Origin of the sequence: Bacteroides sp. D1, assembly GCF_000157095.2 — a bacterium.
Lineage (GTDB): Bacteria > Bacteroidota > Bacteroidia > Bacteroidales > Bacteroidaceae > Bacteroides > Bacteroides xylanisolvens.
On record NZ_JH114333.1, the window covers coordinates 154,241 to 178,944 of the forward strand.

Here is a 24,704-nt window from a genome sequence, read left to right on the forward strand (position 1 = left end):
GGGACGACCGTTGACGGCACAGTATAGCGGGGAGAAAGCTTTTTCAAAACGGCGCCAGTCTATCTTATTGGCAAGCAGGTATAAGGGATGCCTGGGATTCAGCTGGTCTGTCAAAGAGCTGAACAAGGAGGGCTGAGGGGTGGTCTTGTTTATCATAATAATCTGCAAGTTTTCAACCATAAAGATACAAAAACTTGCAGATATATCAAAGCAATTTATATATTAATATGTTGATTATTAGGCGTAAAAGCACATTCTAAGGGGCGACTAAGTATTATCTACGCCGACGAAGCTGATATGCTAAATGTAGCGATGTTCGGCATGACAGCTAAGATGTGGCATGAACAGAACCCCGAACTAAAAGGAAATATCCGCGACTATGCCTCTATCAACGAACTCATTTGTCTTTCTAATATGGAAAATCTCAATGCTGTCTTTATTAATCAAAGCATCCCACAAGGTGAACGGCTGGTTAAGCTCAATCAAATTGCCATTCAACAAATGAAGATATTAGAAGGTGACGGAAAGAGGAAACTACTGAAATAAACTTCTTTATTATGTGTTTAGGATGTTCATGAGTAAGACACATATTCTTCCAACTTTATTCGTTTATTCCAACATTTTTATGTAAATTTGCTACAAAACTAAAAATTAGGACAATATGTTTGCCAAAGAAACGTATATGCAGCGAAGAGCCCTGCTAAAAAAGAATTTAGGCTCCGGGGTATTGTTATTTCTCGGAAATGACGAGTGCGGACTGAACTACGAGGATAACACCTTCCGTTATCGTCAGGATTCTACTTTCCTTTATTATTTCGGACTTTCATGCGCCGGCCTTTCGGCTATTATTGATATTGATGAAGACAAAGAAATCATTTTCGGAGATGAACTGTCTATCGATGCAATCGTATGGATGGGATCGCAACCTACATTACACGAAAAATGTGAACGTGTGGGCGTAAAAAATCTGATGCCGTCCGCAGAAATTACAAGCTATCTCCACAAGTACGTCCAGAAAGGGAAAGCGGTTCATTATCTGCCACCTTACCGTCCCGAGCATAAATTGAAACTGATGGATTGGTTGGGTATTCCCCCTACACGTCAGGAAGCTTCTGTTCCATTCATCCGTGCCGTTATCGCCCAACGTAATTACAAATCTGCCGAAGAAATTGTAGAAATAGAGAAGGCTTGCGATGTAACTGCCGATATGCACATCACCGCCATGAAAGTGCTCCGTCCGGGCATGTATGAATACGAAGTGGTAGCGGAAATGAACCGGGTGGCCGAATCTAACAACTGCCAGCTTTCTTTTGCCACCATTGCCACTATCAACGGACAGACTTTACACAACCACTATCATGGAAATAAAGTAAAACCGGGTGATTTATTCCTAATTGATGCAGGCGCAGAAGTAGAATCAGGCTATGCAGGCGATATGTCGTCTACCATTCCTGCCGACAAAAAGTTTACAGCCCGCCAGCGCGAAGTATACGAGATTCAGAATGCGATGCATCTGGAATCTGTAAAAGCCCTCCGTCCGGGTATTCCTTATATGGAGGTATACGAACTGTCTGCCCGTGTCATGGTAGACGGTATGAAGGCACTCGGATTGATGAAAGGAAATACGGAAGATGCGGTCCGCGAAGGTGCTCATGCGTTATTCTATCCTCACGGATTAGGTCACATGATGGGATTGGATGTACACGACATGGAAAATCTAGGAGAGATATGGGTAGGATATAACGGTCAGCCGAAGAGCACACAGTTCGGTCGCAAATCGCAACGTCTCGCCATTCCGTTGGAACCGGGATTTGTACACACGGTAGAACCAGGTATTTATTTTATTCCGGAACTGATTGACATGTGGAAAGGAGAAAAGAAATTTACCGATTTCATCAATTATGATGTAGTGGAAACTTATAAGGACTTCGGTGGTATCCGCAATGAGGAAGATTATCTAATTACAGAAACCGGCGCCCGCCGATTAGGTAAGAAGATTCCTTTGACACCGGAAGAGGTGGAAGCTTTAAGATAAAACAATGAATAACACCATGAAGAGACTACTTTTATCTGTATGGCTATTGTCACTTACCTTGCTATCCGCCGTAGCTGAAAACTATCCTTATAAAAGCGATGTGCTTTGGGTCACCGTACCCAATCATGCCGACTGGCTTTATAAAACGGGAGAAAAAGCAACTGTGGAGGTACAATTCTATAAATACGGTATCCCCAGAGATAACGTAACCGTCACTTATGAAATAGGTGGTGATATGATGCCTGTTGCCGATACCAAAGGAAGTGTAACTTTAAAGAATGGCAGGGGAGTGATTCCTGTGGGCACAATGAAAGAGCCGGGATTCCGCGACTGTCGCCTGAAAGCAACCGTAGATGGAAAGACCTATTCACATCATATCAAAGTAGGATTTTCACCGGAAAAACTTCGTCCGTATACCACCATGCCTTCCGATTTCAAGGAATTTTGGGAAAAGGCAAAAGCAGAACAAAAGGAATTTCCCCTAACGTATACCAAAGAACATGTCGAAAAATATTCCACTGATAAAATAGACTGTTATCTCGTAAAATTGCAACTGAACAAACGTGGGCAATGCGTCTACGGATATTTATTCTATCCGAAAAAAGAAGGAAAGTTTCCGGTTGTCTTGTGCCCTCCGGGAGCAGGTATCAAAACCATCAAAGAACCTCTACGCCATAAATATTATGCGGAACAAGGATGCATCCGTTTTGAATTCGAGATACACGGCCTGAATCCGGAAATGACTGATGAAGAATTTAAAGAAATCAGCAACGCTTTCAATGGCAGAGAAAACGGCTATCTGACCAATGGGCTCGACAGTCGTGATAATTATTATATGAAACGGGTATATCTAGCCTGTGTACGCGGTATCGACTTTCTGACTTCCCTACCGGAATGGGATGGCAAAAATGTAATCGCACAAGGAGGTAGTCAGGGAGGCGCCCTGGCATTAATCACCGCCGGACTGGATGAACGGGTGACAGCTTGTGTCGCCAATCATCCTGCATTAAGCGATATGGCAGGCTATAAAGCCGGACGTGCCGGTGGCTATCCTCATTTCTTTAGAAATTCGGTGGATATGGATACCCCCGAAAAAATAAAGACAATGGCCTATTATGATGTAGTGAACTTTGCTAAATTGATAAAAGCAGACACCTATATAACATGGGGATTCAATGACGATGTATGTCCTCCGACTACCAGCTATATAGTATACAATGTACTAAACTGTCCGAAAGAAGCCCTGATTACTCCTATTAATGAGCATTGGACCTCTAACGATACGGAGTATGGACATCTGCTTTGGATAAAGAAGCATTTGAAATAAAGAATCAATCATTCCATCTGGATACGGGCAACTCTTTTTTCCCGTAACCTTTCTTCCAGGCATACGCTTTTCTCTTTCGGAGATAAAGCGTATCGCCGCTATGCTTTATCGCCTCCCAATTAAATATTGAATGGTGGTAGATGATCTTTTCAAACCAATAAAGGAGGTCATAAGTTATGAATGGTAGTATCATACACCACCATGAAAACAGTAATGACAAAATCAACGCTGGTATCAGAGTCAGAGAAAAGCATTCCCAATATTGCTTTGCATGTATCCGTAACTCCATATCTTCCCAAACTTCCAGATATTTATACCGGGTAAAGAAAAACCAGCCTAACATAAAATAGTGTTTCTTTCCTTTTCCCAAGAACCACTTTGCTAAAAGACTATTATAAAAAATCATATTCACATTTTTTTTGTTGCATGTAGTCCTTTTATAACAGCAAAAGTAACCAAAGGTTCAATATTATAGTTTAGTATAACAGTCATTATACAGTATTCTCCCCTAAAGAATCCTATTCAAATATTGTTTATTTTGTGTTCTCTTGCCTTACTACAACAAAAGGTAATTTATATTTTCTGCAAAGAAAGTACAAATAACGAATATATCCTAATTTTTCTACTTAATATTTAAAGCTACTACCTCCCAAAAATTCACGCAGTAAAGACGTAGGCGGAATCTCCTTATCCTGTACAGGAACAAAATATTTGATAAACTTAAGTAATCGGTATGCTTCGCAATATTCAGGACAGTTGCGCGGGACACCCATCAGAATAGGTTCGGCATGCAAACGGAGTACTGCAAACTCAAAAAGCAACGCTGAATTAAACATTACGTCAGCATTCTCCTGATAGGGAAAAATCCATTTATCTTCACCGGCACGTACACTCGGCCAGCGTGATATCGTTTCACGTGCCGAATATCCCCGATAATTGAAGTCACGGATAATACGACGCAACAGACGGTTGTCAGTTGTCGGAATCCAGTTATGGTCATCCAAAGAGATGGTGGTTAATGCTGAAACATAAATCTTGAATTTCCGTTCAGCCGGTATATGCGGTGTCAGTTCTGGGTTCAGGGCATGAATACCTTCCAGAATCAGAATCGTATTATCTTCTATTTTCAGTTTATCGCCTTTATACTCCTTCTTGCCAAGAGAGAAATTAAAACGAGGCAGTTCGACCTCTTCACCGCGCAAGAGTGCCTGCAACTGTTGGTTGAACAGTTCCAAATCAAGTGCATACAGTGATTCATAATCATAATTTCCGTTTTCATCCAGAGGAGTCTCTTCACGATCTACAAAGTAATTATCCAAAGAGATCGGGAATGGTTTCAGTCCATTGGTCATTAGCTGGATAGAAAGCCGTTTGCTGAAAGTTGTCTTTCCCGAAGAGGATGGTCCGGCAATCAATACCAGTTTTACCCGGTTACCGTTTTCACCACGATGGAATATGGTATCGGCTATCTGGGCTATTTTCTTCTCCTGCAGTGCTTCTGCAACATTTATCAGATCGGTTGCATGCCCCTCTTCACAGGCCAGGTTAAAATCTCCGGCATTGTTAAGCCCCATGATATAACTCCAGTTCAGATATTCTTTAAAGACATCCAGCATTTTTTCCTGCTTCACCACATCTTCAAGCACATTCGGGTTTTCCCGGCTCGGAATCCGGAGAAGCAATCCATCGTAATATTTCACGATATCGAATAATTTAAGATATCCGGTACTGGGTAGCAGATTCCCATAATAATAATCAATGGTATCACCCAATGTATAATAATAGGTATAGAGCGAGCCGGAAGTTTCCAGCAATCTCACTTTATCATTCATTCCCCGTTCACTGAAAACACGCACAGCTTCAGCCGTATGACATTCGATGCGATGATAGGAAATATTCTCCGCGATAATCTCCTGCATCCGTTGCTTGATGCGTGTCACATCTTCCAGTTCAATGGGACGGCCAATCCGCAAATTGCAGAAATAGCCTTTTGAAACAGGATGTTCTACAAACAATTTTCCGTCGGGAAACAGTTCCGTGACGGCCTTAAATAACACAAAGCAGAGCGAACGGACATACGTACGCATACCGGACTGATCTCTCACATCCAAAAACTCTACATCCTTATTATTATAAACTCTGAAGTTAAGTCCTTCGGAGCGATTATTGACCTTGGCACTTACTACTTGATAAGGAAAATTAAGATTAAAACCGTAATAAATATCCAAAAGTGAGCTTCCGATAGGGAATTCTTTGGAAATATTGTTATTTTTGCAACATATTTGTAACATCTGTTTCATCGAGTTCGTTAAAAGGTGAATAATTTGGGACTAATATACTTATAATCAGATAGAGAACAAATAACCATTAAAAATATTATAGATGGAATATTCTTTTTATGATTTTTTAAAGCTCATAGGCTCATTAGGACTCTTCCTTTACGGAATGAAGATTATGAGCGAGGGCTTACAAAAGGTCGCGGGTGACAGATTGCGAAGTATTCTAACGGCAATGACTACCAATCGGGTAACGGGAGTTTTAACAGGAGTGTTGATAACAGCTCTTATCCAGTCTTCTTCAGCAACGACAGTGATGGTCGTAAGTTTCGTAAACGCCGGATTGCTCACACTTGCCGAATCCATCAGCGTCATTATGGGTGCTAATATCGGTACTACCGTGACTGCCTGGATCATTTCAATTTTCGGATTTAAGGTTGATATGGCTGCCTTCGCTCTCCCGCTCTTAGCCATCGCCCTTCCGCTCATCTTCTCCGGCAAAAGCAACCGCAAGTCCATCGGTGAATTCATTTTCGGTTTTTCTTTCCTTTTCATGGGGCTTTCTTATCTGAAAGCAAACGCGCCCGACCTGAACGCCAACCCGGAAATGCTTGCCTTCGTACAGAACTACACGGACATGGGATTCTTCTCCATCATTCTGTTCTTACTCATCGGTACTATATTGACGATGATTGTACAGGCCTCCGCCGCCACCATGGCAATTACATTGATTATGTGCGCCAACGGCTGGATCAGTCTGGAACTGGGAGCAGCACTTGTTTTGGGAGAAAACATCGGAACCACTATCACGGCCAATCTTGCCGCACTTACAGCCAATACACAGGCTAAGCGGGCAGCATTGGCCCATTTTGTTTTTAACGTGTTCGGTGTTATCTGGGTCTTGATTGTCTTCCATCCTTTCATGGAACTGGTAAACTGGGTAGTAGATACCTTTTTCCAAAGTAACAATCCGGAAGTTGCCATCTCCTACAAGTTATCGGCTTTCCACTCAATTTTCAATATCTGTAACGTATGTATTCTGATATGGGCGGTTAAACTGATTGAACGTACCGTATGTGCTCTTATCCACCCCAAAGAAGAGGACGAAGAGCCCCGTTTGCGGTTTATCACCGGTGGTATGCTTTCTACCGCTGAACTTTCTATCCTTCAGGCACGCAAAGAAATCCATCTTTTTGCAGAACGTACACACCGGATGTTCGGCATGGTGCAGGATTTGCTACACACAGAAAAGGATGACGTTTTCAACAAGCTGTTCAGCCGGATCGAGAAGTATGAGAATATCAGCGACAACATGGAACTTGAAATAGCCAACTACCTGAATCAAGTATCTGAAGGTCGGTTAAGTTCTGAAAGTAAATTACAGATACGTGCTATGCTGCGTGAAGTAACGGAAATTGAAAGTATCGGCGACAGCTGTTATAACCTGGCACGTACCATCAACCGGAAACGTCAGACCAACCAAGATTTTACCGAGAAACAATATGAGCATATTCATTTCATGATGAAACTGACGAACGATGCACTTGCTCAAATGATTGTGGTAGTAGAAAAGCCGGAACATCAGAGCATCGATATCAACAAGTCCTTCAACATCGAGAATGAAATTAATAACTACCGTAACCAACTGAAGAATCAGAACATTCTGGACGTAAACAACAAAGAATATGATTATCAGATGGGGGTTTATTACATGGATATTATTGCCGAATGTGAAAAGCTAGGTGACTATGTGGTGAATGTAGTAGAAGCTAGTAGTGATGTAAAAGAGAAAAAAGCTTCTTGATAGAGCAAAATTGAATCCTAAAAAAGGAGAATCAGTCTATCATAGCATTACTGATTCTCCTTTTTAATTTAAATCATCCTCCAGAAAAACAAAAAAGACCGGGCATATATCTATACACCCGGCCATTCTCCTCTTAAATAATTCTCTCTCTCTTGGTTTTATCCTTCGTACGGTTCAAAATCTTCTTTGCCGACTCCGCATAATGGACAAGTCCAATCATCTGGAATGTCTTCAAAGGCTGTTCCTGGTTCAATTCCGCTTTCCGGATCTCCTTGTTCGGGGTCGTAAATATATTCACAGACCGTGCAAATGTACTTTTTCATAACGTTCGTATTTTTAAATGGTTTTCTGAATAATATAACACAAATAGCTGGATATTTGTTCAACACTATTTTCCAAACTAAAGAAAAAAGCTATCTTTGTAGTCATATTATCAAGCTAAAACAACAATATTATACTATGCTTATAGCACTATTGTCAACTTTAATAGTTTTATGCGCAGTCCTACTAATCAGTTTTTTATGGGAACGCAGGAAATGCCTACGGATGCAACAACGATTGTTCCGTGAATCCAGAAAGTTGGAACGTACCAGCCATATCGCCGGTGCCGTTTTAAAGAATGTACATGCTTTTATTCTGCTAATAGATAACGATTTTAAAGTACTGAAGACCAACTATTACCAAAAAACCGGAACCAGAAAAGGAACAGAAGAAAAAAGAGTGGGCGACCTGCTGCAATGCCGTAACGCATTGGCTGCCGAAGGAGGCTGCGGCACACATAGTTTCTGCGGTTCCTGTCCGATACGTACCGCCATACGTCAGGCCTTCGAACAGAGACGGAACTTCACGGACCTCGAAGCAACTTTATCCGTAGTCACATCGGATAATACAACTGTGGAATGTGACGCAGTAATATCCGGCTCCTACTTCCTTCTCAATGAAGAAGAGAATATGGTTATCACCGTACATGACGTCACCCGACGGAAACAGGCCGAAAATGAATTGAGACTAGCCAAAGAAAAAGCTGAAAAAGCGGATATTTCAAAATCTGCCTTTTTAGCTAATATGAGCCATGAGATCCGTACTCCTCTCAACGCTATTACCGGATTTGCAGAAGTGTTAGGCAGCGCAAATACCGAAGAGGAAAAGGCTCAATACCAGGAAATCATAAAAATGAATGCTGATCTTCTGATGCAGTTGGTTAACGACATTCTGGATATGTCTAAAATCGAAGCCGGAACCTTGGAATTTGTACAGACAACGGTGGACGTCAATCTATTGCTTTCAGATTTACAACAACTTTTCCAGATGAGAGTCAATGAAGCCGGAGAAAATATACAAATTATAGCAGAACCGTCTCGTTCTTCGTGCATGATTCAAACGGATCGTAACCGGGTGGCACAGGTGCTTTCCAACTTTGCCGGTAATGCCATTAAATTCACCCATGAAGGTAGTATCCGCATCGGATATGAGGCAAGAGATACCGAACTTTACTTTTATGTAAAAGATACCGGAGCCGGAATTCCGGCAGAGAAATTACCGGATGTCTTCGAGCGCTTTGTGAAACTGAACAAAGATAAGAAAGGAGCCGGACTGGGACTCTCTATTTCTCAAACCATTGTCGCCAAACTAGGCGGTCAGATCGGTGCGGATTCCGTAGAAGGTGAAGGTTCTACATTCTGGTTTACAATTCCTTATCGCACATGTGGTAAACCACGATAACAAATTCGACTTCATAAAAAGTTTTAATTAAACAATTTATCACAATTTTATGTTGTATTTTTGCGGTTCAAACTAAACGCATGTATCTGCATGAGTACAAATAAAAATGACTATTATCATTTAGGACTTACGGATGACGAAGTCCTACAAAGCAGGGAGAAAAATGGTATTAACCTGTTAACACCTCCCAAGCGTCCTTCCCTCTGGAAACTTTATCTGGAAAAATTTGAAGACCCGGTTGTACGCGTACTGTTAGTAGCAGCCGTTTTCTCGTTAATCATTTCCATCATCGAGAACGAATACGCTGAAACAATCGGAATTATAGCAGCTATCTTACTGGCCACCGGAATCGGTTTCTTTTTCGAGTATGATGCCAGCAAAAAGTTTGATCTGCTGAATGCAGTCAATGAAGAAACATTGGTAAAAGTGATCCGAAATGGACGTGTGCAAGAAATTCCCCGCAAAGACATAGTGGTAGGTGATATTGTAATTCTGGAAACGGGTGAAGAAATTCCCGCCGATGGAGAACTGCTGGAAGCCATCTCTTTGCAAGTAAACGAATCTAATCTGACAGGCGAACCCGTTATTAATAAAACAACTGTAGAAGCTGACTTTGATGAAGAGGCAACTTATGCTTCCAATCTGGTGATGCGTGGAACGACAGTGGTAGACGGTCACGGCACCATGCGCGTTCTGCATGTGGGAGATGCTACTGAAATCGGGAAAGTAGCCCGACAGAGCACGGAGGACAACCTCGAACCTACTCCGCTGAACATACAGTTGACCAAACTCGCAAACCTCATCGGAAAAATTGGTTTTACCGTTGCCGGTCTCGCTTTCCTTATTTTCTTTGTCAAAGACGTATTGTTATTCTTTGATTTCGGTTCACTGAACGGATGGCATGAGTGGCTTCCTGTTTTCGAACGGACACTGAAATATTTTATGATGGCAGTTACACTGATTGTAGTAGCTGTGCCTGAAGGATTGCCAATGAGTGTTACGCTTAGTCTGGCATTGAATATGCGCCGCATGCTTTCTACCAACAACCTGGTGCGGAAAATGCACGCTTGCGAAACAATGGGAGCCATCACCGTGATTTGTACGGATAAAACCGGTACACTGACTCAAAACCTCATGCAAGTGCACGAGCCTAATTTTTACGGCATCAAAAATGGCAGTGTTTTGTCCGATGATGATATCAGCACACTCATTGCAGAAGGAATAAGCGCTAACTCAACCGCTTTCCTCGAAGAGTCAACGACCGGTGAGAAGCCGAAAGGAGTAGGAAATCCCACCGAAGTAGCTTTATTGCTTTGGCTTAACAAGCAGGGAAAAAATTATCTGGAACTTCGCGAGAAAGCACATATCCTCGACCAACTCACTTTCTCTACCGAACGGAAATTCATGGCAACCCTTGTTGAGTCGCCACTGATCGGGAAAAAAATACTCTATATAAAAGGAGCCCCGGAAATTGTTTTGGGCAAGTGTAAAGAAGTAGTCCTGGACGGACGACGAGTGGACGCCGTAGAATATCGTTCCACAGTAGAAGCACAACTGTTGGGCTATCAGAATATGGCTATGCGTACACTTGGATTTGCATTCAAGATTGTCGGAGAAAATGAGCCAAACGATTGTACGGAACTGGTTTCAGCCAACGACCTGAATTTCTTGGGAGTAGTTGCCATCTCCGACCCGATTCGTCCGGACGTACCTGCTGCGGTTGCTAAATGCCAGTCCGCAGGTATCGGCATCAAGATCGTGACCGGTGATACTCCGGGAACTGCAACGGAAATCGCACGTCAGATAGGTCTTTGGAACCCCGAAACAGATACCGAACGAAATCGAATCACTGGTGTTGCATTTGCTGAATTGAGCGATGAAGAAGCATTGGATAGAGTGATGGATTTAAAAATCATGTCCCGCGCTCGCCCGACTGACAAGCAACGTCTGGTACAGCTGCTTCAGCAAAAAGGAGCAGTCGTAGCCGTAACCGGAGACGGAACCAACGACGCTCCGGCTTTGAATCATGCCCAAGTAGGTTTATCAATGGGTACAGGTACTTCTGTAGCCAAAGAGGCCAGCGATATTACCCTGCTCGACGACTCCTTCAACAGTATCGGAACTGCCGTTATGTGGGGACGCTCCCTGTATAAGAATATCCAGCGTTTCATTGTTTTCCAGCTGACGATCAACTTCGTAGCACTGCTCATTGTCTTGTTAGGTTCTGTGATCGGTACGGAACTTCCGCTGACTGTCACACAAATGTTATGGGTGAACCTGATTATGGACACTTTTGCCGCTTTGGCCCTTGCTTCCATTCCGCCCAGCGAAACCGTGATGCTTGAGAAACCCCGTCGAAGCACTGATTTTATTATCAGTAAGGCAATGCAGTCTAATATATTAGGTGTAGGCTCCATCTTCCTCATCGTACTGCTCGGAATGATTTATTATTTCGACCACAGCACGGAAGGTATGGATATACACAACCTGACCATTTTCTTCACCTTCTTTGTCATGCTGCAATTCTGGAATCTGTTCAATGCCCGTGTATTCGGCACTACCGATTCGGCATTCAAGGGACTTTCCAAATCGTATGGTATGGAGCTCATTGTACTGGCTATTCTTGCCGGACAATTCCTGATCGTACAGTTCGGTGGAGCTGTATTCCGTACGGAGCCGCTCAACTGGCAAACCTGGCTTCTTATTATAGGCGTTTCGTCCACGGTGTTATGGGTTGGAGAACTTATTCGCCTTGTTCAACGTATTATTCACAAAAAAGACAGAAATGAAAAGTAAAGGAATAAAAAACCTTCTTATTGATTTGGGTGGTGTACTTATCAATCTCGACCGCCAACGTTGCATTGAGAACTTTCAGAAATTAGGGCTCCGGAACGTGGAGGACCTACTGGACATCCATAATCCGAACGGACTCCTGATGCAACAGGAAAAAGGATTGATTACACCCGCCGAATTCCGTGACGGAGTTCGGCAGATGATAGGCAAAGCAGTGAGCGACATACAAATAGATGCAGCCTGGAATAGTTTTTTAGTAGACATACCGACACACAAACTTGATTTATTATTAAAATTACGTGAGAAATATGTCGTCTATTTATTGAGCAATACCAACCAAATCCATTGGGACTGGACATGTATTCACCTGTTTCCCTACCGCACATTTAAGGTGGAAGACTATTTTGAGAAAACATATCTCTCTTTTGAAATGAAAATGGCCAAGCCCGAACCGGAAATCTTCAAGGCAATCATAGAGGATGCCGGTATCGAGCCGCAAGAAACACTCTTCATCGATGATTCCGAGATGAACTGTAAGGCAGCGCAGAATTTAGGAATTTCCACTTACACAGCAAAAGAAGGCGAAGACTGGAGCCATCTTTTCAACAGCAAATAATTTTAGAGATATGCAGATTATACGTGACACATCGGCTATTAACCCGAAACCCAGTGTAGCTACCATCGGTTTTTTTGATGGAGTACATGCAGGACATCGCTATCTGATTCAGCAAGTGAAAGAGATAGCCGCCGCCAAAGGTCTACGCTCTGCATTGGTTACTTTCCCCGTTCATCCCCGCAAAGTGATGAACACGAATTATCGTCCGGAACTTCTGACTACCCCGGAAGAAAAAATAAGGCTGCTGGCAAACATCGGGGTAGATTACTGTCTGATGCTTGATTTCACTCCAGAAATTTCCCGGCTTACTGCCCGGGAGTTCATGACGCAGCTGTTAAAAGAACGTTACCAGGTAAAATACTTGGTTATCGGCTATGACCATCGTTTCGGGCACAACCGCAGCGAAGGTTTCGAAGATTATGTACGCTACGGGAAAGAAATTGGCATAGAAGTGATCCGCGCCAAAGCATATACCAGCAATATAGAAATAGAGAACGTACCCAATGTTCCGGTAAGTTCTTCCCTGATCCGCAAACTTCTTCATCAAGGAGAAGTAGACCTGGCTGCCGACTGCCTGAAATATGAATATTTCCTGGACGGAATAGTAGTAGGCGGCTATCAGGTAGGCCGCAAAATAGGTTTTCCAACGGCCAATTTAAGCGTGGATGATCCTGATAAACTGATCCCCGCGGACGGTGTATATGCCGTATGGGTGACATTCGATAAAAAAACATATATGGGGATGCTGAACATAGGTGTCCGCCCGACGATTGATAATGGCCCTAACCGGACCATTGAGGTGAATATCCTTCACTTCCATTCGGACATATACGATAAATTCATCCGGCTTACTTTTGTAAAACGGACGCGTCCCGAACTGAAATTCTCCAGTATCGACGAGTTAATAGTGCAACTCCATAAAGATGCAGAAGAGACGGAAGCTATTCTTCTTGCCAGCAAGGCAAACAGTAACAGTAGAGAAACAAAATAAATAATACAATAACCGAACAATAATAATTTAAAAATAGATTCTTATGCAAAAGTCATTTATGAGCATCTCTTTGGTGGTAATAGCTATTTCGATGTTAGCTATGTTTATCTATAGTTTCTTTACAACTAACTAAAGACCAATGAAAACGGCTATCAAACTGATATTAATAGACCTTCTCATTGCGCAGATTGTCGCCCCTATCCTGATTATGATTCCCTGTACGATCTATTTGTTAGTCACCACAGGAGATTTGGATAAAGTTGCCCTGACGCAAATGATTATGATTCCGGCCCAATTAGCCGGTCAGATTATGATGGGTATTTATCTATGGAAAGCCGGCTATATCAGTAAAAAGAAAGCGACATGGTCGCCTGTATCAGTGCCATTCCTAATTTGTAGCGGGCTGGCTATTCTCACCGCTGGCTTTCTGGTATCTGCACTTATGGGACTGCTAGACTGGATACCCAACATCATGGAGCAATCTTTCGACATTCTCCAATCCGGTTGGGGCGGTATTCTTGCAATAGCTATCATCGGTCCTGTACTTGAAGAAATCTTGTTTCGCGGAGCAATCACCCGCGCTTTACTTCAACAATACAATCCGACTAAAGCCATTCTGATTTCCGCGCTTCTGTTCGGCGTCTTTCATATAAATCCAGCCCAGATCCTTCCCGCATTTCTGATCGGTATCCTGCTGGCATGGACTTATTACAAAACAGGCAGCCTGATACCTTGTATACTCATGCACGTGCTCAACAACTCGCTATCCGTATATCTTAGCATCAAATATCCCGAAGCCGAGAATATGGATGACCTGATTAACGGTAGCCCGTATCTCGTCACTCTGGCCGGTTCAATCCTGCTACTTATCTGCACCATACTGACCATGAACAATCTGACTTCCAGAAAGCAACCATAAAAAAAGGGAAGTTTTTCACTTCCCCTCTTTTGCTTTGAATGCCAATGCATACATTCGTATTTGTTTCACCATCGACAGCAAACCATTGCTACGCGTTGGCGACAGATGCTCTTTCAGCCCAATCTTGTCTATAAAATAAAGATCTGTATTCAAGATTTCATCAGGAGTATGTCCTGAAAGGACTTTAATCAATAAGGCAATAATTCCTTTGACTATCAAAGCATCACTTTCCGCTTTAAAAACGATTTTACCATCTACATCATCCGCTTGAAGCCACACCCTACTTTGGCATCCCTCAATCAGATTTTGTTCCGTCTTATATTTTTCTTCAAGTGGTTCCTGCTCATTTCCCAAGTCAATAAGTAGTTGATAACGGTCCATCCAATCGTCGAAGTCACTGAATTCTGCAATCACTTCGTCCTGTAATTCATTAATTGACATTATAAATAATTATTTAATCCTGTTATTTCTCATTATAGATCACTTCCAATACCGTCTGGCCTACTGCTTTCAACGTATTCTTATCTATATGCTCCATATTGTCATTGACGGTATGCCATGTTGGAGTAAAGTCACCCTCCTGATTATATGGAATAATATCGATTGTTTTAATACGTGCCAAGCGATTAATGAACAGATGGTCGTCGGTAACAAATCCTCCGTTACCATCCATGAACGTCTTCCCGTTGCCAATCTTCTTCGCCGCTTTCCAGACTTTCTTATTTATATCGGGAGCAAATTCTTCAGAATATCCCTCTTTCATAAACACGCTACCTTCACCGCCCACCATATCGAGCAGGATGCCAAAACGTGCATTGTATCCCTGTACATGAGGATTGCGTGCCCAATACTGTGATCCGAGACACCAGAATTCCTCTTTATGCTGCCCCGTATAGAACTGCGGCGCACCATAATCCTCTGCATCCAGCAAAATAATATCGATACCTAACTCCGGTTGTTGCTGATTGACCAAGCGAGCTATTTCCAATAAAGCCCCTACACCACTGGCACCATCATTGGCACCCAAAATCGGAGTATTATGATTCTTCTCGTCAGGATCGTTATCAGCCCATGGACGTGTATCCCAGTGCGCAAACAGAGCGATTCGTTTTTTGCTTTCCGGCTTATAAGAACCGATAATGTTTCTCGCTTTCAACAGAGTTCCGTCATAAGCAATCAAATCGGCATATTGATTAGTCACTTGAGCACCGAAAGCCTCCAACTGACCGGCAAGGTAATTGCCACAGGCAACATGTTCTTTTGTATTAGGAACACGAGGCCCGAAATCCACCTGATTCTTTACATACAAATAAGCACTATCCGCATCAAATTGAGGTACATTCACTGCTGTCTCTTCGCTTTGTTCACTCGTACTATTTGCCTTATTACCTCCTCCGCAAGAGAATGCTGATAATAACAAAAAGGCACTCATTAATACTATCATAGTTTTCTTTTTCATCGTCCTTTCATCTATTAGGGCTTCAAAATTAGTTATTTTCATCACAGCATCGTTCAGATGGAATGGTTTATTAACATATAAACTTCAGTTCCACATTTTTCTTTCCGACCACAAGTTCCACTTTTGCGCCATTTATAAGCGGCAGATTATGAGTCACGTGTCCTACCGGAAAATTAAAGCAGACCGGATAATCATACTCTTTTACTAAATCCGCCAAAGCTGCATACAATTCCTTACCCAACGAACAGTCTTCTTCATATTCCGTAAATTGGCCGATAATCAGTCCGGACAGTTTTTCAAGCACGCCTCCCAATTTCAAATTATACATCATACGCTCGATGGCATGCGGACGTTCGCTGACATCTTCAATAAACAGTATCGTCCCTTCTGCCGGAATATCGTATGGAGTTCCCCGCAAACCGTATGCTACCGCCATATTACCACCATGCAAAACGCCTTGTGCAGTCCCCTGCTTATTCAGTTTGTGCTTCTCGCACGTATAAGAAGGGATATTCCCAAATAAGATATCCTTCAGATAGTTCGTACAAAGATCATCTTCCGGTTCTACCGTAAGATGACGGGCCATCAACGAATGTAGAGAAGCATATCCATTTTTCTGAAACAGATTGTGCAACGCTGTTATATCGCTAAAACCCAGTAACCATTTCGGATGTTCATGAAAAGCCGTAAAATCAATTTTATCAATCAAATGTACCACCCCGTACCCTCCGCGACTACACAGAATAGCTTTCACCTCAGGGTCGTCCATCGCGTCCTGCAAATCTTTCAGCCGTTGCCTGATTGTTCCGGCATATCTCCCGGATGAACTTCCGGCATATTTTCCCATAGCCACTTTCAAGCCCCATGATTCTATCCGTTTCTTGGCGCCTTTCAGAAATTGTTGGTCTATCTTACTCGAAGGTGATACAATAACCACTTTATCACCTTTCTGCAAAAAGGGAGGAAATTGAATATCCATATATATTCTTATTTAATTGACTTTCGTTGATAAAATACCAGACTGCCCGGATGCATTTGTTTTCATCTGCAAAAATACAGGAAAAAACGGTTCCATGCACATCCAACAGTCAAAACAAATGAAATATAGCAAAATGTTACATAACGGATGCATTTTTTTCGGGTTATAATCGTTATTTTTTCAATCATTTTTCTGATATTTGCTAAAAATCTAACGTTATGGAACCTATTCTAAATTTTGCCCAGCTAACGGCCCATCTCAAAAAACTAAACCATAGAAAACGAATTGCCGTGGTCTGTGCCAACGATCCTAACACAGAGTATGCCATCTCTCGTGCGCTGGAAGAGGGAATTGCAGAATTTCTTATGATTGGAGATTCTACAATTCTGAAGAAATATCCCACGCTCAAACAATATCCCGAATATATAAAAACTATCCATATCGAAAATCCGGACGAAGCGGCACGCGAGGCTGTCCGTATCGTTCGCGAAGGGGGAGCCGATATTTTGATGAAAGGGATTATCAATACAGACAACTTACTGCACGCCATACTTGACAAAGAAAAAGGGTTGTTGCCGAAAGGAAAAATCCTCACGCATTTGGCAGTGATGGAAATTCCTACTTATCATAAACTGCTTTTCTTTTCGGATGCTGCGGTCATTCCGCGTCCCACGCTACAACAACGCATAGAGATGATTTGGTATGCTATCTGTACCTGCCGCCACTTTGGCATCGAGCAGCCGCGTGTCGCCTTGATTCACTGTACGGAAAAAGTGAGTGCCAAGTTCCCTCATTCATTAGATTATGTGAATATCGTAGAGCTTGCCGAAGCGGGAGAATTCGGAAATGTGATTATTGACGGCCCGCTGGATGTACGTACCGCGTGCGAACAGGCAAGTGGTGATATTAAAGGGATTGTATCTCCTATCAACGGACAGGCAGACGTACTGATATTCCCGAACATCGAATCGGGCAATGCATTCTACAAATCTGTCTCCCTGTTTGCAAAAGCAGAGATGGCAGGATTACTGCAAGGACCTATTTGTCCTGTAGTACTTCCGTCGCGTAGCGATTCCGGCTTGTCCAAATATTATAGCATTGCGATGGCATGCTTACAAGTGTCAGGAGATTGCGAGTGCAGAAAACAGGCCAGTCAGGTCACCAACTCATCATTCTAAATTCACCATTTAAAACTCACCATTCATGAAAATACTGGTTATCAACCCCGGCTCAACTTCTACAAAGATTGCGGTTTACGAAAACGAGACTCCGTTATTTATCAGCAATATAAAACATTCCGTAGAAGAGCTGTCTGCTTTTCCCGAGGTAATAGATCAGTTTGAATTCCGCAAAAATCTGGTATTACAAGAATTGGAGAATAACAAGATTCCTTTTTCTTTTGACGCAATCATCGGACGCGGAGGTTTGGTGAAACCGATACCGGGCGGAGTGTATGAGGTGAACGATGCCATGAAACGTGATACAGTGCATGCCATGCGTACCCATGCCTGCAACTTAGGAGGACTGATTGCCAGCGAACTGGCCGCCACCCTACCCGATTGCCCGGCTTTCATCGCTGATCCGGGAGTGGTGGATGAACTGGAAGACATAGCCCGCATTACAGGTTCTCCGTTAATGCCGAAAATTACCATCTGGCACGCCTTGAACCAAAAAGCAATCGCGCGGCGTTTCGCCAAAGAACAAGGGACGCAATACGAAGAGTTGGATTTAATCATCTGCCATTTAGGAGGAGGTATTTCTGTCGCAGTCCATCACCATGGAAGAGCCATCGACGCCAACAATGCGTTGGACGGCGAAGGCCCTTTCTCACCGGAACGCGCCGGCACACTTCCTGCCGGTCAACTGATCGACCTTTGTTTTAGCGGTCAGCATACCAAAGACGAATTGAAGAAACGTATTTCCGGACGTGCCGGATTGACTGCTCATTTAGGTACGACCGATGTGCCTGCCATCATCCAATCGATAGAAGAAGGAGATAAAAAGGCGGAATTAATACTGGACGCCATGATTTATAATGTTGCAAAAGCGATAGGCGCCAGTGCTACTGTACTTTGCGGGAAAGTAGATGCTATCCTCCTGACAGGAGGAATCGCTTATTCGGACTATGTGGTTTCAAGGCTGAAAAAAAGAATCTCTTTCCTGGCTCCCATCTATGTTTATCCGGGAGAGAATGAAATGGAGTCGTTAGCTTTTAATGCCATAGGAGCATTGAAAGGAGAATTGCCGATACAAGTTTATAAGTAACATAAACTATTGATTTATCGGTTTCACCTTATTTTACTTTATACTTTTATCTGTTATCTCCTTATTTATCAGCATTTCAAGAATTAGGTAAAATGGATGAACCGCAAACCTTACAATAACATTTATGGTACTTATTTCTTAAGAAAGAGTTACCTCCTCCAATAAAACAAGCTCCCAGCTACGCCAAACAATAGTAATTAACTTCAGTTCACCTTTCGCCTTGGCTTCTGCCACCAGCTCATCTTCACTATAACGAAGTAACTGTTCGCGCGCCTCATCAGCAAGGGCACGTATTTCTTTTTCCGAAGCACCGGCTTTTGCATATTTCACCTCAAGCAGATAGGTGAAAGGAGGAAGTACGGGAACCGACAGACTAGGTTTGAAGAAGAAATCTGCAAAGCCTTTATTCAATTCGTATTCCGGATAAAGTTGATAATAACGATACATTCCTAAATAAGCAAGCAAGAAGCCTTTAATGTGCGCTTCACCTTCAATATATTCACGAATACGGCTTTGCTCACGAACAGCGTTGGCGATAAAATCGAACAAAGGTTTCCAATCTCCTCTGAAAGCCATATTCTCAAATAAAGCACTCATCTTGTTCATGTCTATTTTAAAGATATCATGCTTGATGTAGCCTTGTATCAAGAAGTTAAAAAGCTGTTCTCTTACAACTAAATTCGGTACATGCAGGATGGGTCTTCCCACCATATCTACACCTTTGATGGAAAGAAGTCCGAAATAGAATAATAAAGACTTGAAATTACTGGGGTCCGTCATCTCCAATGCAGAAAAATGAGTAACAATGTCAGTAATAATCTCTCCTTGCTCGGCTATTTCCTTTATAACAGAAAAATTCTCTCCCAATCCATGATCTAATTTTATCAAGTATGCCAACTTGTTAAAGTCAGTGCGAATGTTAGGGTCTACAATTTCTTTAGGCTTTTTATGATGAAGTACAAAAGATTTCAGAAAATAAAGTGCCATGTCAGAATTAAACATACACTGTTCCAATGTATCTTCACTAAAGCAATAATTGTCATAATTGGGTTTCATCATGGCAACTATTTCATCTATAGATTCTTGAAGTACTCCCTGCTCTTTATAATATTCCAGCATCTCACGCAACTCATTCTCACTGAATCCAACCAAATCATTAAACCATGAATCATTTGTGATATTGGTTCCGATGTTAAAGCCACTAGTTACATCATCCATCGTCACCGGACTCACTCCGGTAATAAACAACCGTTCAAGAGCAGCTCCGGTTCCGGTAGTGGCAGATTTTATCACGTTAAAGAAGCCACGAATAAAACCTTCGCCATGCGTTGCTTTCCTGTAAAACTCCGTACCGTAAGTTGAAAGAATGGTATTGGTGAAATTATCGTATTCATCAATAAGTAAATAAATACGAATATTTTTCTTACGGGTAGCATAGGAATTAACCGCAGACAGAAAAGCACCGGGTTCTTCTTGTATTTTCTCATCAAGAACATCCCAAATTTCTTTTCCTAACAAATCTTCATACTTAAAGACAAAATCTTTAAGTTTGCTACAACAATGTAGCTTAAACGATAGTTCTACTTCGTTGACATTGGAACTCACTTCCGAAAAATTAAATCGCATGATGAGAAACTGATTGTGAAGCTTCGTCGGATGCTGACCTATGTATAGCTGACCAAACAACTCGTCAAACTGTTCAGCATGATTTACGTCATAATAGGCCTCTAACATAGCCAAAGTCAGACTCTTCCCAAATCTACGAGGACGTATCAGAAACAGATAAGGCGGTTGCATCTCTATTTTTTCAATGAACATTGTCTTATCTACATAATAATAATTCTCTTTCTGAATTCGGCTAAAATCAGTTATTCCGTAAGGTATTTGTTTCATCATATTGCGATTCCTTTCAATTTATCTGTCTCTTATTTCTGCAGACTTTTTTCAATATTCTGCAAACGGCGTTCTAATGCTGCATACTTTTCATCCTTTTCTTTTAAAAGACGCTCGTAGAGTTCAGTGATTTTGTCGATAGGATTGAAGTTGTTAACTCGACTATCATTAATACTATCTTCGGTATCAGACTTAACTATACCCATGCTGATGTTTGCCCCACCTGCACTTTGTTCTGAATTATTCACCGTATTATTTTCAAACACCACCGTCTGTGCATCCTCCTCCAAAGTCTTGAGATAATCGAAAGGGACATTCAATGCACGTGCAAAGCGTTGCAACATCTCATCATCAATCACCTTCATCTTCTCATATTTAGAAACAGCAGGTTGTGAGAGATGTACTAATTCACTCAAACCCTCCTGGTTCATATTCTTTTCAATACGGGTACGACGTATATTGCGTCCGTGATGGACTCTCCCAATTGTCAATTCTTCTGTTTCCATTTTTATTTTCTTTCTTTTTAAAATCCAACAAATATACAAATGAAAAGTTTCGCTCGAAGCAAATATACGAAAAAAACGAATAGATGTGATAATATGGATAAAATGAATATTACAACCTGACAAATAGAATAAAATGAATACTTCAAACAGCGCATAATGTGTTAAATTATCACGAACTTTACCGCACGAAAGGGCAACAAAACAAAAGAGCAAGTGAAGATGAAAAGAATATTGACAAGCAAAGAATACAGGTTCATAAAAGGGCTCAAAGAATTGATGACTAAATACAATGCAGTGATCTCTACAGATGCACAAGGAAAAATTGAGATTGTTGTGAATGAAGACGACGAATCATTTGATTTTGAAACAGAAAGCACGATCTATTTAGGAGAATGTTTTTCGGATAATGAGCTAAATGAATTACTGGAAAAGAACTTAGCACACATAATACGAATAAAAGAGGAGTATAAAACAAACTTGTAAACGGATTTATATAATTGAAAAATCATTAATCCAAATTTCTATATAAACACCCCACCAGATTTCTTTAGAACCAACGGCCTCTTCCTTTTAAAGGAAGGGGTCGTTCCTTTAAAAGGAGTGAAGCTTTGGTTTTAAAGCAAGAAAAACGACCTTATTAACTGGTATATTTGCCTGTATCATAAACTTTTTAAATAAAAAAGCTCTTTCAAAGAAATTTTTCTCATATCTTTGCGACGTGTTAAGTTAATAAATTGATTAAGGTCGATTTTTGACTGTTTCGAATCGGGAAGTATGGGGGTACTTTCCGATTCTTTTTTTGGGGAGGATATAATAAGGTGTCTTTCATCTTTTTAAAGGTTTTAATAAACTGAATAAATCTAATATATACTAACTCTATATATAAAACAGTTCAACTCCGGAGGATACTAATAAAAAAGAAGGCTGTTTCAAAATTAAATTTGAAACAGCCTTCATTATATATAGAAGCTATCGCTTTCTTACTTCTTTTCCGGTCTTGGCAACAAAACCTTTCTTGAAAGTTTGAATTTGCCAGTTTTCGGATCGATATCAATCAGTTTTACCTCGATTTCATCACCTTCTTTGATTCCGGCTTCTTCTACTGTTTCCAGACGTTTCCAGTCAATTTCGGAGATGTGCAGCAAACCATCCTTGCCCGGCAAGAATTCGATAAATGCACCATAAGGCATAATAGAACGAACTTTACCTTTATAAACTTCGCCTACTTCAGGAACAGCAACGATTGCTTTAATCATGCGCATTGCATCATCAATACATTTTTTGTTTGTTCCGGAAACTTCGATGCGTCCCATACCATCAATTTCTTCGATAGTAATCACAGCACCAGTTTCTTCCTGCATACCTTGGATGATCTTTCCACCAGGGCCGATCACAGCACCGATGAATTCTTTAGGAATTGTCATCGTTTCGATACGTGGAGCATGTTCTTTCAGGTCGGCACGTGGTTCAGCAATTGTTTCAGTAATCTTATTAAGGATATGCATACGTCCTTCTTTAGCCTGGTTCAAAGCACGTTCCAGAATGTCATAAGACAGACCGTCTACCTTGATATCCATCTGTGTAGCAGTGATACCGTCTTTTGTTCCGGTCACCTTGAAGTCCATATCTCCCAAGTGGTCTTCGTCACCCAGGATATCAGACAATACAGCATATTTTTCTTCGCCCGGGTTCTTAATCAATCCCATAGCGATACCCGATACCGGTTTCTTGATCTTCACACCTGCGTCCATCAATGCCAATGTGCCGGCACATACGGTAGCCATAGAAGAAGAACCGTTAGATTCGAGGATATCTGAAACCACACGTACTACATACGGATAGTCAGCAGGAATCTGTCCTTTCAAAGCACGCCAAGCCAAGTGACCGTGACCGATTTCACGACGGCCTACACCACGTTGTGCTTTTGCTTCGCCTGTAGAGAAAGGAGGGAAGTTATAATGTAACAAGAAACGTTCTTTTCCGTGTTCCAAAACATCGTCGATAATCTTCTCATCCAGTTTTGTACCCAGAGTAACAGAAGTCAATGACTGTGTTTCACCACGAGTAAAGATAGCAGATCCGTGAGGGCCAGGCAGAGGACCTACTTCACACCAGATCGGGCGGATTTCGGTAGTCTTACGACCATCCAGACGCTTACCTTCGTCAAGGATAGAACGGCGCATGGCCTCTTTTTCTACATCGTGGTAGTAACGATCGATCAATGCAGCCTTTTCGTCCAATTCTTCTTCAGAGAATTGAGCTTTGAATTCTTCGCGGATCACTTCGAAAGCAGCAAAACGTTCGTGTTTGTTATTGTTTCCGGAAGCAGCAACTGCGTAAGCCTTGTCGTAACATGCTTCGCGAACAGCCTTGCGCAAGTCTTCGTCGTTTACTTCGTGGTTGTATTCACGTTTTACAGTTTTTCCAACCTCTTCAGTCAACTCCATCTGCGCTTTGCAATGAATCTTGATAGCTTCGTGAGCCACTTTCATTGCTTCCAGCAATTCAGCTTCAGATACTTCATGCATTTCACCTTCTACCATCATGATGTTCTCATAAGTAGCGGCTACCATCAAGTCCATGTCAGCTTTTTCCAGTTGTTCAAAAGTAGGATTGATAACGAACTGACCGTCGATACGTGCTACACGCACTTCAGAGATCGGTCCGTTGAAAGGAATATCTGAAACGGCAAGTGCTGCAGAAGCGGCAAGTCCTGCCAATGCATCCGGCATATCCACACCATCAGCAGAAAAGAGGATGATGTTCACATATACCTCTGCGTGATAATTATCGGGGAATAAAGGACGGAGAGCACGGTCTACAAGACGGCAAGTAAGAATCTCATAATCAGAAGCTCTACCTTCTCGCTTGGTGAAACCACCAGGGAAACGGCCGAATGCCGCAAATTTTTCTTTGTACTCTACCTGTAAAGGCATAAAATCTGTTCCGGGAACTGCATCTTTAGCGGCACAAACAGTAGCTAACAACATGGTGTTGCCCATGCGAAGCATTACAGAACCGTCTGCCTGTTTTGCCAACTTTCCCGTCTCGAGTGTGATGGTTCTTCCATCAGGTAACTCGATTGTCTTAACAATTGGGTTAATCATAAAAATTGTTTT

The 24,704-nt window shown here is 42.0% G+C and carries 20 protein-coding genes and 2 pseudogenes; 12 read left to right on the forward strand and 10 right to left on the reverse strand.

What is annotated here, in order from left to right:
* Nucleotides 1-156 (reverse strand): annotated as a pseudogene (locus BSAG_RS24880) (IS5/IS1182 family transposase); the annotation flags it as partial.
* Nucleotides 157-273: 117 nt separating this feature from the next.
* Here BSAG_RS24880 and BSAG_RS0222765 point away from each other — a divergent pair.
* The 3 genes and pseudogenes from BSAG_RS0222765 to BSAG_RS16855 form a co-directional block, all read left to right on the forward strand.
* Nucleotides 274-546, forward strand: a pseudogene (locus BSAG_RS0222765) (KilA-N domain-containing protein); the annotation flags it as partial.
* A gap of 115 nt (nucleotides 547-661) precedes the next feature.
* Nucleotides 662-2,035 (forward strand): aminopeptidase P family protein, encoded by a 1,374-nt coding sequence (locus tag BSAG_RS16860; protein ID WP_004316663.1) that lies wholly within the window; start codon nucleotides 662-664, stop codon nucleotides 2,033-2,035.
* Between the two features lie 16 nt (nucleotides 2,036-2,051).
* Nucleotides 2,052-3,362 (forward strand): acetylxylan esterase, encoded by a 1,311-nt coding sequence (locus BSAG_RS16855; protein WP_004316662.1) that lies wholly within the window; start codon nucleotides 2,052-2,054, stop codon nucleotides 3,360-3,362.
* Nucleotides 3,363-3,366: 4 nt separating this feature from the next.
* On the opposite strand, the gene BSAG_RS16850 is transcribed toward BSAG_RS16855, so the two are convergent.
* Complete coding sequence (locus tag BSAG_RS16850; protein WP_008026182.1) at nucleotides 3,367-3,768, reverse strand: hypothetical protein; 402 nt, start codon at nucleotides 3,766-3,768, stop codon at nucleotides 3,367-3,369.
* A gap of 220 nt (nucleotides 3,769-3,988) precedes the next feature.
* Nucleotides 3,989-5,662 (reverse strand): nucleoside kinase, encoded by a 1,674-nt coding sequence (locus tag BSAG_RS16845; RefSeq protein WP_008016291.1) that lies wholly within the window; start codon nucleotides 5,660-5,662, stop codon nucleotides 3,989-3,991.
* An 82-nt stretch (nucleotides 5,663-5,744) separates the two neighbouring features.
* Between BSAG_RS16845 and BSAG_RS16840 the strand changes: the two genes are divergently transcribed.
* The gene (locus BSAG_RS16840; protein ID WP_004316659.1) at nucleotides 5,745-7,442 is read left to right on the forward strand and encodes a Na/Pi cotransporter family protein; all 1,698 of its coding nucleotides are present in this window, start codon (nucleotides 5,745-5,747) and stop codon (nucleotides 7,440-7,442) included.
* A gap of 158 nt (nucleotides 7,443-7,600) precedes the next feature.
* On the opposite strand, the gene rd is transcribed toward BSAG_RS16840, so the two are convergent.
* Nucleotides 7,601-7,765, reverse strand: coding sequence for a rubredoxin (rd, locus tag BSAG_RS16835; RefSeq protein ID WP_004306971.1), 165 nt, complete (start codon nucleotides 7,763-7,765; stop codon nucleotides 7,601-7,603).
* A 223-nt stretch (nucleotides 7,766-7,988) separates the two neighbouring features.
* On the opposite strand from rd, the gene BSAG_RS16830 reads away from it, so the two are divergent.
* The 5 genes from BSAG_RS16830 (at nucleotide 7,989) to BSAG_RS16810 (ending at nucleotide 14,483) form a co-directional block, all read left to right on the forward strand.
* Nucleotides 7,989-9,164: a sensor histidine kinase gene (locus BSAG_RS16830; RefSeq protein ID WP_004316658.1), complete on the forward strand. Its 1,176-nt coding sequence runs from the start codon at nucleotides 7,989-7,991 to the stop codon at nucleotides 9,162-9,164.
* 90 nt (nucleotides 9,165-9,254) lie between these two features.
* Nucleotides 9,255-11,960 carry a calcium-translocating P-type ATPase, PMCA-type gene (locus BSAG_RS16825; protein ID WP_004316657.1) on the forward strand — a complete coding sequence of 902 codons (2,706 nt, stop codon included), beginning with the start codon at nucleotides 9,255-9,257 and terminating at the stop codon, nucleotides 11,958-11,960.
* The gene (locus BSAG_RS16820; RefSeq protein WP_004316656.1) at nucleotides 11,950-12,573 is read left to right on the forward strand and encodes an HAD family hydrolase; all 624 of its coding nucleotides are present in this window, start codon (nucleotides 11,950-11,952) and stop codon (nucleotides 12,571-12,573) included. Before BSAG_RS16825 ends, BSAG_RS16820 begins: the two co-directional genes overlap by 11 nt.
* A 10-nt stretch (nucleotides 12,574-12,583) precedes the next feature.
* Nucleotides 12,584-13,564, forward strand: coding sequence for a bifunctional riboflavin kinase/FAD synthetase (locus BSAG_RS16815; RefSeq protein WP_004316655.1), 981 nt, complete (start codon nucleotides 12,584-12,586; stop codon nucleotides 13,562-13,564).
* A gap of 139 nt (nucleotides 13,565-13,703) precedes the next feature.
* Nucleotides 13,704-14,483 carry a CPBP family intramembrane glutamic endopeptidase gene (locus tag BSAG_RS16810; protein ID WP_004316654.1) on the forward strand — a complete coding sequence of 260 codons (780 nt, stop codon included), beginning with the start codon at nucleotides 13,704-13,706 and terminating at the stop codon, nucleotides 14,481-14,483.
* Nucleotides 14,484-14,498: 15 nt separating this feature from the next.
* Here BSAG_RS16810 and BSAG_RS16805 read toward each other — a convergent pair whose 3' ends face one another.
* The 3 genes from BSAG_RS16805 to BSAG_RS16795 all read right to left on the reverse strand — a co-directional run bounded on the left by BSAG_RS16805 (nucleotide 14,499) and on the right by BSAG_RS16795 (nucleotide 16,921).
* Nucleotides 14,499-14,924: a SufE family protein gene (locus BSAG_RS16805; protein WP_004316653.1), complete on the reverse strand. Its 426-nt coding sequence runs from the start codon at nucleotides 14,922-14,924 to the stop codon at nucleotides 14,499-14,501.
* Between the two features lie 22 nt (nucleotides 14,925-14,946).
* Nucleotides 14,947-15,942, reverse strand: a complete 996-nt coding sequence (locus BSAG_RS16800; protein ID WP_004316652.1) for a M20 family metallopeptidase — start codon at nucleotides 15,940-15,942, stop codon at nucleotides 14,947-14,949.
* A 70-nt stretch (nucleotides 15,943-16,012) separates the two neighbouring features.
* A complete protein-coding gene (locus BSAG_RS16795; RefSeq protein WP_004316651.1) occupies nucleotides 16,013-16,921 on the reverse strand; it encodes an LD-carboxypeptidase in 909 nt (302 codons plus the stop codon).
* 218 nt (nucleotides 16,922-17,139) lie between these two features.
* On the opposite strand from BSAG_RS16795, the gene BSAG_RS16790 reads away from it, so the two are divergent.
* Both BSAG_RS16790 and buk read left to right on the forward strand, forming a co-directional pair.
* Entirely contained in the window at nucleotides 17,140-18,099 is a 960-nt protein-coding gene (locus BSAG_RS16790; RefSeq protein WP_008771260.1) for a phosphate acyltransferase, read from the forward strand.
* Between the two features lie 25 nt (nucleotides 18,100-18,124).
* The gene (gene buk, locus BSAG_RS16785) at nucleotides 18,125-19,186 is read left to right on the forward strand and encodes a butyrate kinase (RefSeq protein WP_008018575.1); all 1,062 of its coding nucleotides are present in this window, start codon (nucleotides 18,125-18,127) and stop codon (nucleotides 19,184-19,186) included.
* Nucleotides 19,187-19,324: 138 nt separating this feature from the next.
* Here buk and BSAG_RS16780 read toward each other — a convergent pair whose 3' ends face one another.
* Entirely contained in the window at nucleotides 19,325-21,082 is a 1,758-nt protein-coding gene (locus BSAG_RS16780; protein ID WP_008018576.1) for an ATP-binding protein, read from the reverse strand.
* A gap of 29 nt (nucleotides 21,083-21,111) precedes the next feature.
* A complete protein-coding gene (locus tag BSAG_RS16775) occupies nucleotides 21,112-21,585 on the reverse strand; it encodes a helix-turn-helix domain-containing protein (RefSeq protein WP_004316645.1) in 474 nt (157 codons plus the stop codon).
* Between the two features lie 219 nt (nucleotides 21,586-21,804).
* On the opposite strand from BSAG_RS16775, the gene BSAG_RS0222770 reads away from it, so the two are divergent.
* A complete protein-coding gene (locus tag BSAG_RS0222770) occupies nucleotides 21,805-22,068 on the forward strand; it encodes a hypothetical protein (protein WP_008018578.1) in 264 nt (87 codons plus the stop codon).
* Between the two features lie 497 nt (nucleotides 22,069-22,565).
* On the opposite strand, the gene pnp is transcribed toward BSAG_RS0222770, so the two are convergent.
* Nucleotides 22,566-24,692 (reverse strand): polyribonucleotide nucleotidyltransferase, encoded by a 2,127-nt coding sequence (pnp, locus tag BSAG_RS16770; RefSeq protein ID WP_004316643.1) that lies wholly within the window; start codon nucleotides 24,690-24,692, stop codon nucleotides 22,566-22,568.
* Nucleotides 24,693-24,704 lie beyond the last annotated feature (12 nt).

What these genes read in the sequence shown, in the direction of transcription:
- BSAG_RS16780 (WP_008018576.1), bottom strand. Translation starts at nt 21,082, where the DNA reads ATGATGAAACAAATACCTTACGGAATAACTGATTTTAGCCGAATTCAG.
- BSAG_RS16830 (WP_004316658.1), top strand. Translation starts at nt 7,989, where the DNA reads ATGCAACAACGATTGTTCCGTGAATCCAGAAAGTTGGAACGTACCAGC.
- BSAG_RS16860 (WP_004316663.1), top strand. Translation starts at nt 662, where the DNA reads ATGTTTGCCAAAGAAACGTATATGCAGCGAAGAGCCCTGCTAAAAAAG.
- BSAG_RS16795 (WP_004316651.1), bottom strand. Translation starts at nt 16,921, where the DNA reads ATGGATATTCAATTTCCTCCCTTTTTGCAGAAAGGTGATAAAGTGGTT.
- buk (WP_008018575.1), top strand. Translation starts at nt 18,125, where the DNA reads ATGAAAATACTGGTTATCAACCCCGGCTCAACTTCTACAAAGATTGCG.
- BSAG_RS16850 (WP_008026182.1), bottom strand. Translation starts at nt 3,768, where the DNA reads ATGATTTTTTATAATAGTCTTTTAGCAAAGTGGTTCTTGGGAAAAGGA.
- BSAG_RS16840 (WP_004316659.1), top strand. Translation starts at nt 5,745, where the DNA reads ATGGAATATTCTTTTTATGATTTTTTAAAGCTCATAGGCTCATTAGGA.
- BSAG_RS16845 (WP_008016291.1), bottom strand. Translation starts at nt 5,662, where the DNA reads ATGAAACAGATGTTACAAATATGTTGCAAAAATAACAATATTTCCAAA.
- BSAG_RS16790 (WP_008771260.1), top strand. Translation starts at nt 17,140, where the DNA reads ATGGAACCTATTCTAAATTTTGCCCAGCTAACGGCCCATCTCAAAAAA.
- BSAG_RS16800 (WP_004316652.1), bottom strand. Translation starts at nt 15,942, where the DNA reads ATGAAAAAGAAAACTATGATAGTATTAATGAGTGCCTTTTTGTTATTA.
- rd (WP_004306971.1), bottom strand. Translation starts at nt 7,765, where the DNA reads ATGAAAAAGTACATTTGCACGGTCTGTGAATATATTTACGACCCCGAA.
- BSAG_RS16855 (WP_004316662.1), top strand. Translation starts at nt 2,052, where the DNA reads ATGAAGAGACTACTTTTATCTGTATGGCTATTGTCACTTACCTTGCTA.
- BSAG_RS16775 (WP_004316645.1), bottom strand. Translation starts at nt 21,585, where the DNA reads ATGGAAACAGAAGAATTGACAATTGGGAGAGTCCATCACGGACGCAAT.
- BSAG_RS16815 (WP_004316655.1), top strand. Translation starts at nt 12,584, where the DNA reads ATGCAGATTATACGTGACACATCGGCTATTAACCCGAAACCCAGTGTA.
- BSAG_RS16805 (WP_004316653.1), bottom strand. Translation starts at nt 14,924, where the DNA reads ATGTCAATTAATGAATTACAGGACGAAGTGATTGCAGAATTCAGTGAC.
- BSAG_RS16825 (WP_004316657.1), top strand. Translation starts at nt 9,255, where the DNA reads ATGAGTACAAATAAAAATGACTATTATCATTTAGGACTTACGGATGAC.
- BSAG_RS16810 (WP_004316654.1), top strand. Translation starts at nt 13,704, where the DNA reads ATGAAAACGGCTATCAAACTGATATTAATAGACCTTCTCATTGCGCAG.
- pnp (WP_004316643.1), bottom strand. Translation starts at nt 24,692, where the DNA reads ATGATTAACCCAATTGTTAAGACAATCGAGTTACCTGATGGAAGAACC.
- BSAG_RS16820 (WP_004316656.1), top strand. Translation starts at nt 11,950, where the DNA reads ATGAAAAGTAAAGGAATAAAAAACCTTCTTATTGATTTGGGTGGTGTA.
- BSAG_RS0222770 (WP_008018578.1), top strand. Translation starts at nt 21,805, where the DNA reads ATGAAAAGAATATTGACAAGCAAAGAATACAGGTTCATAAAAGGGCTC.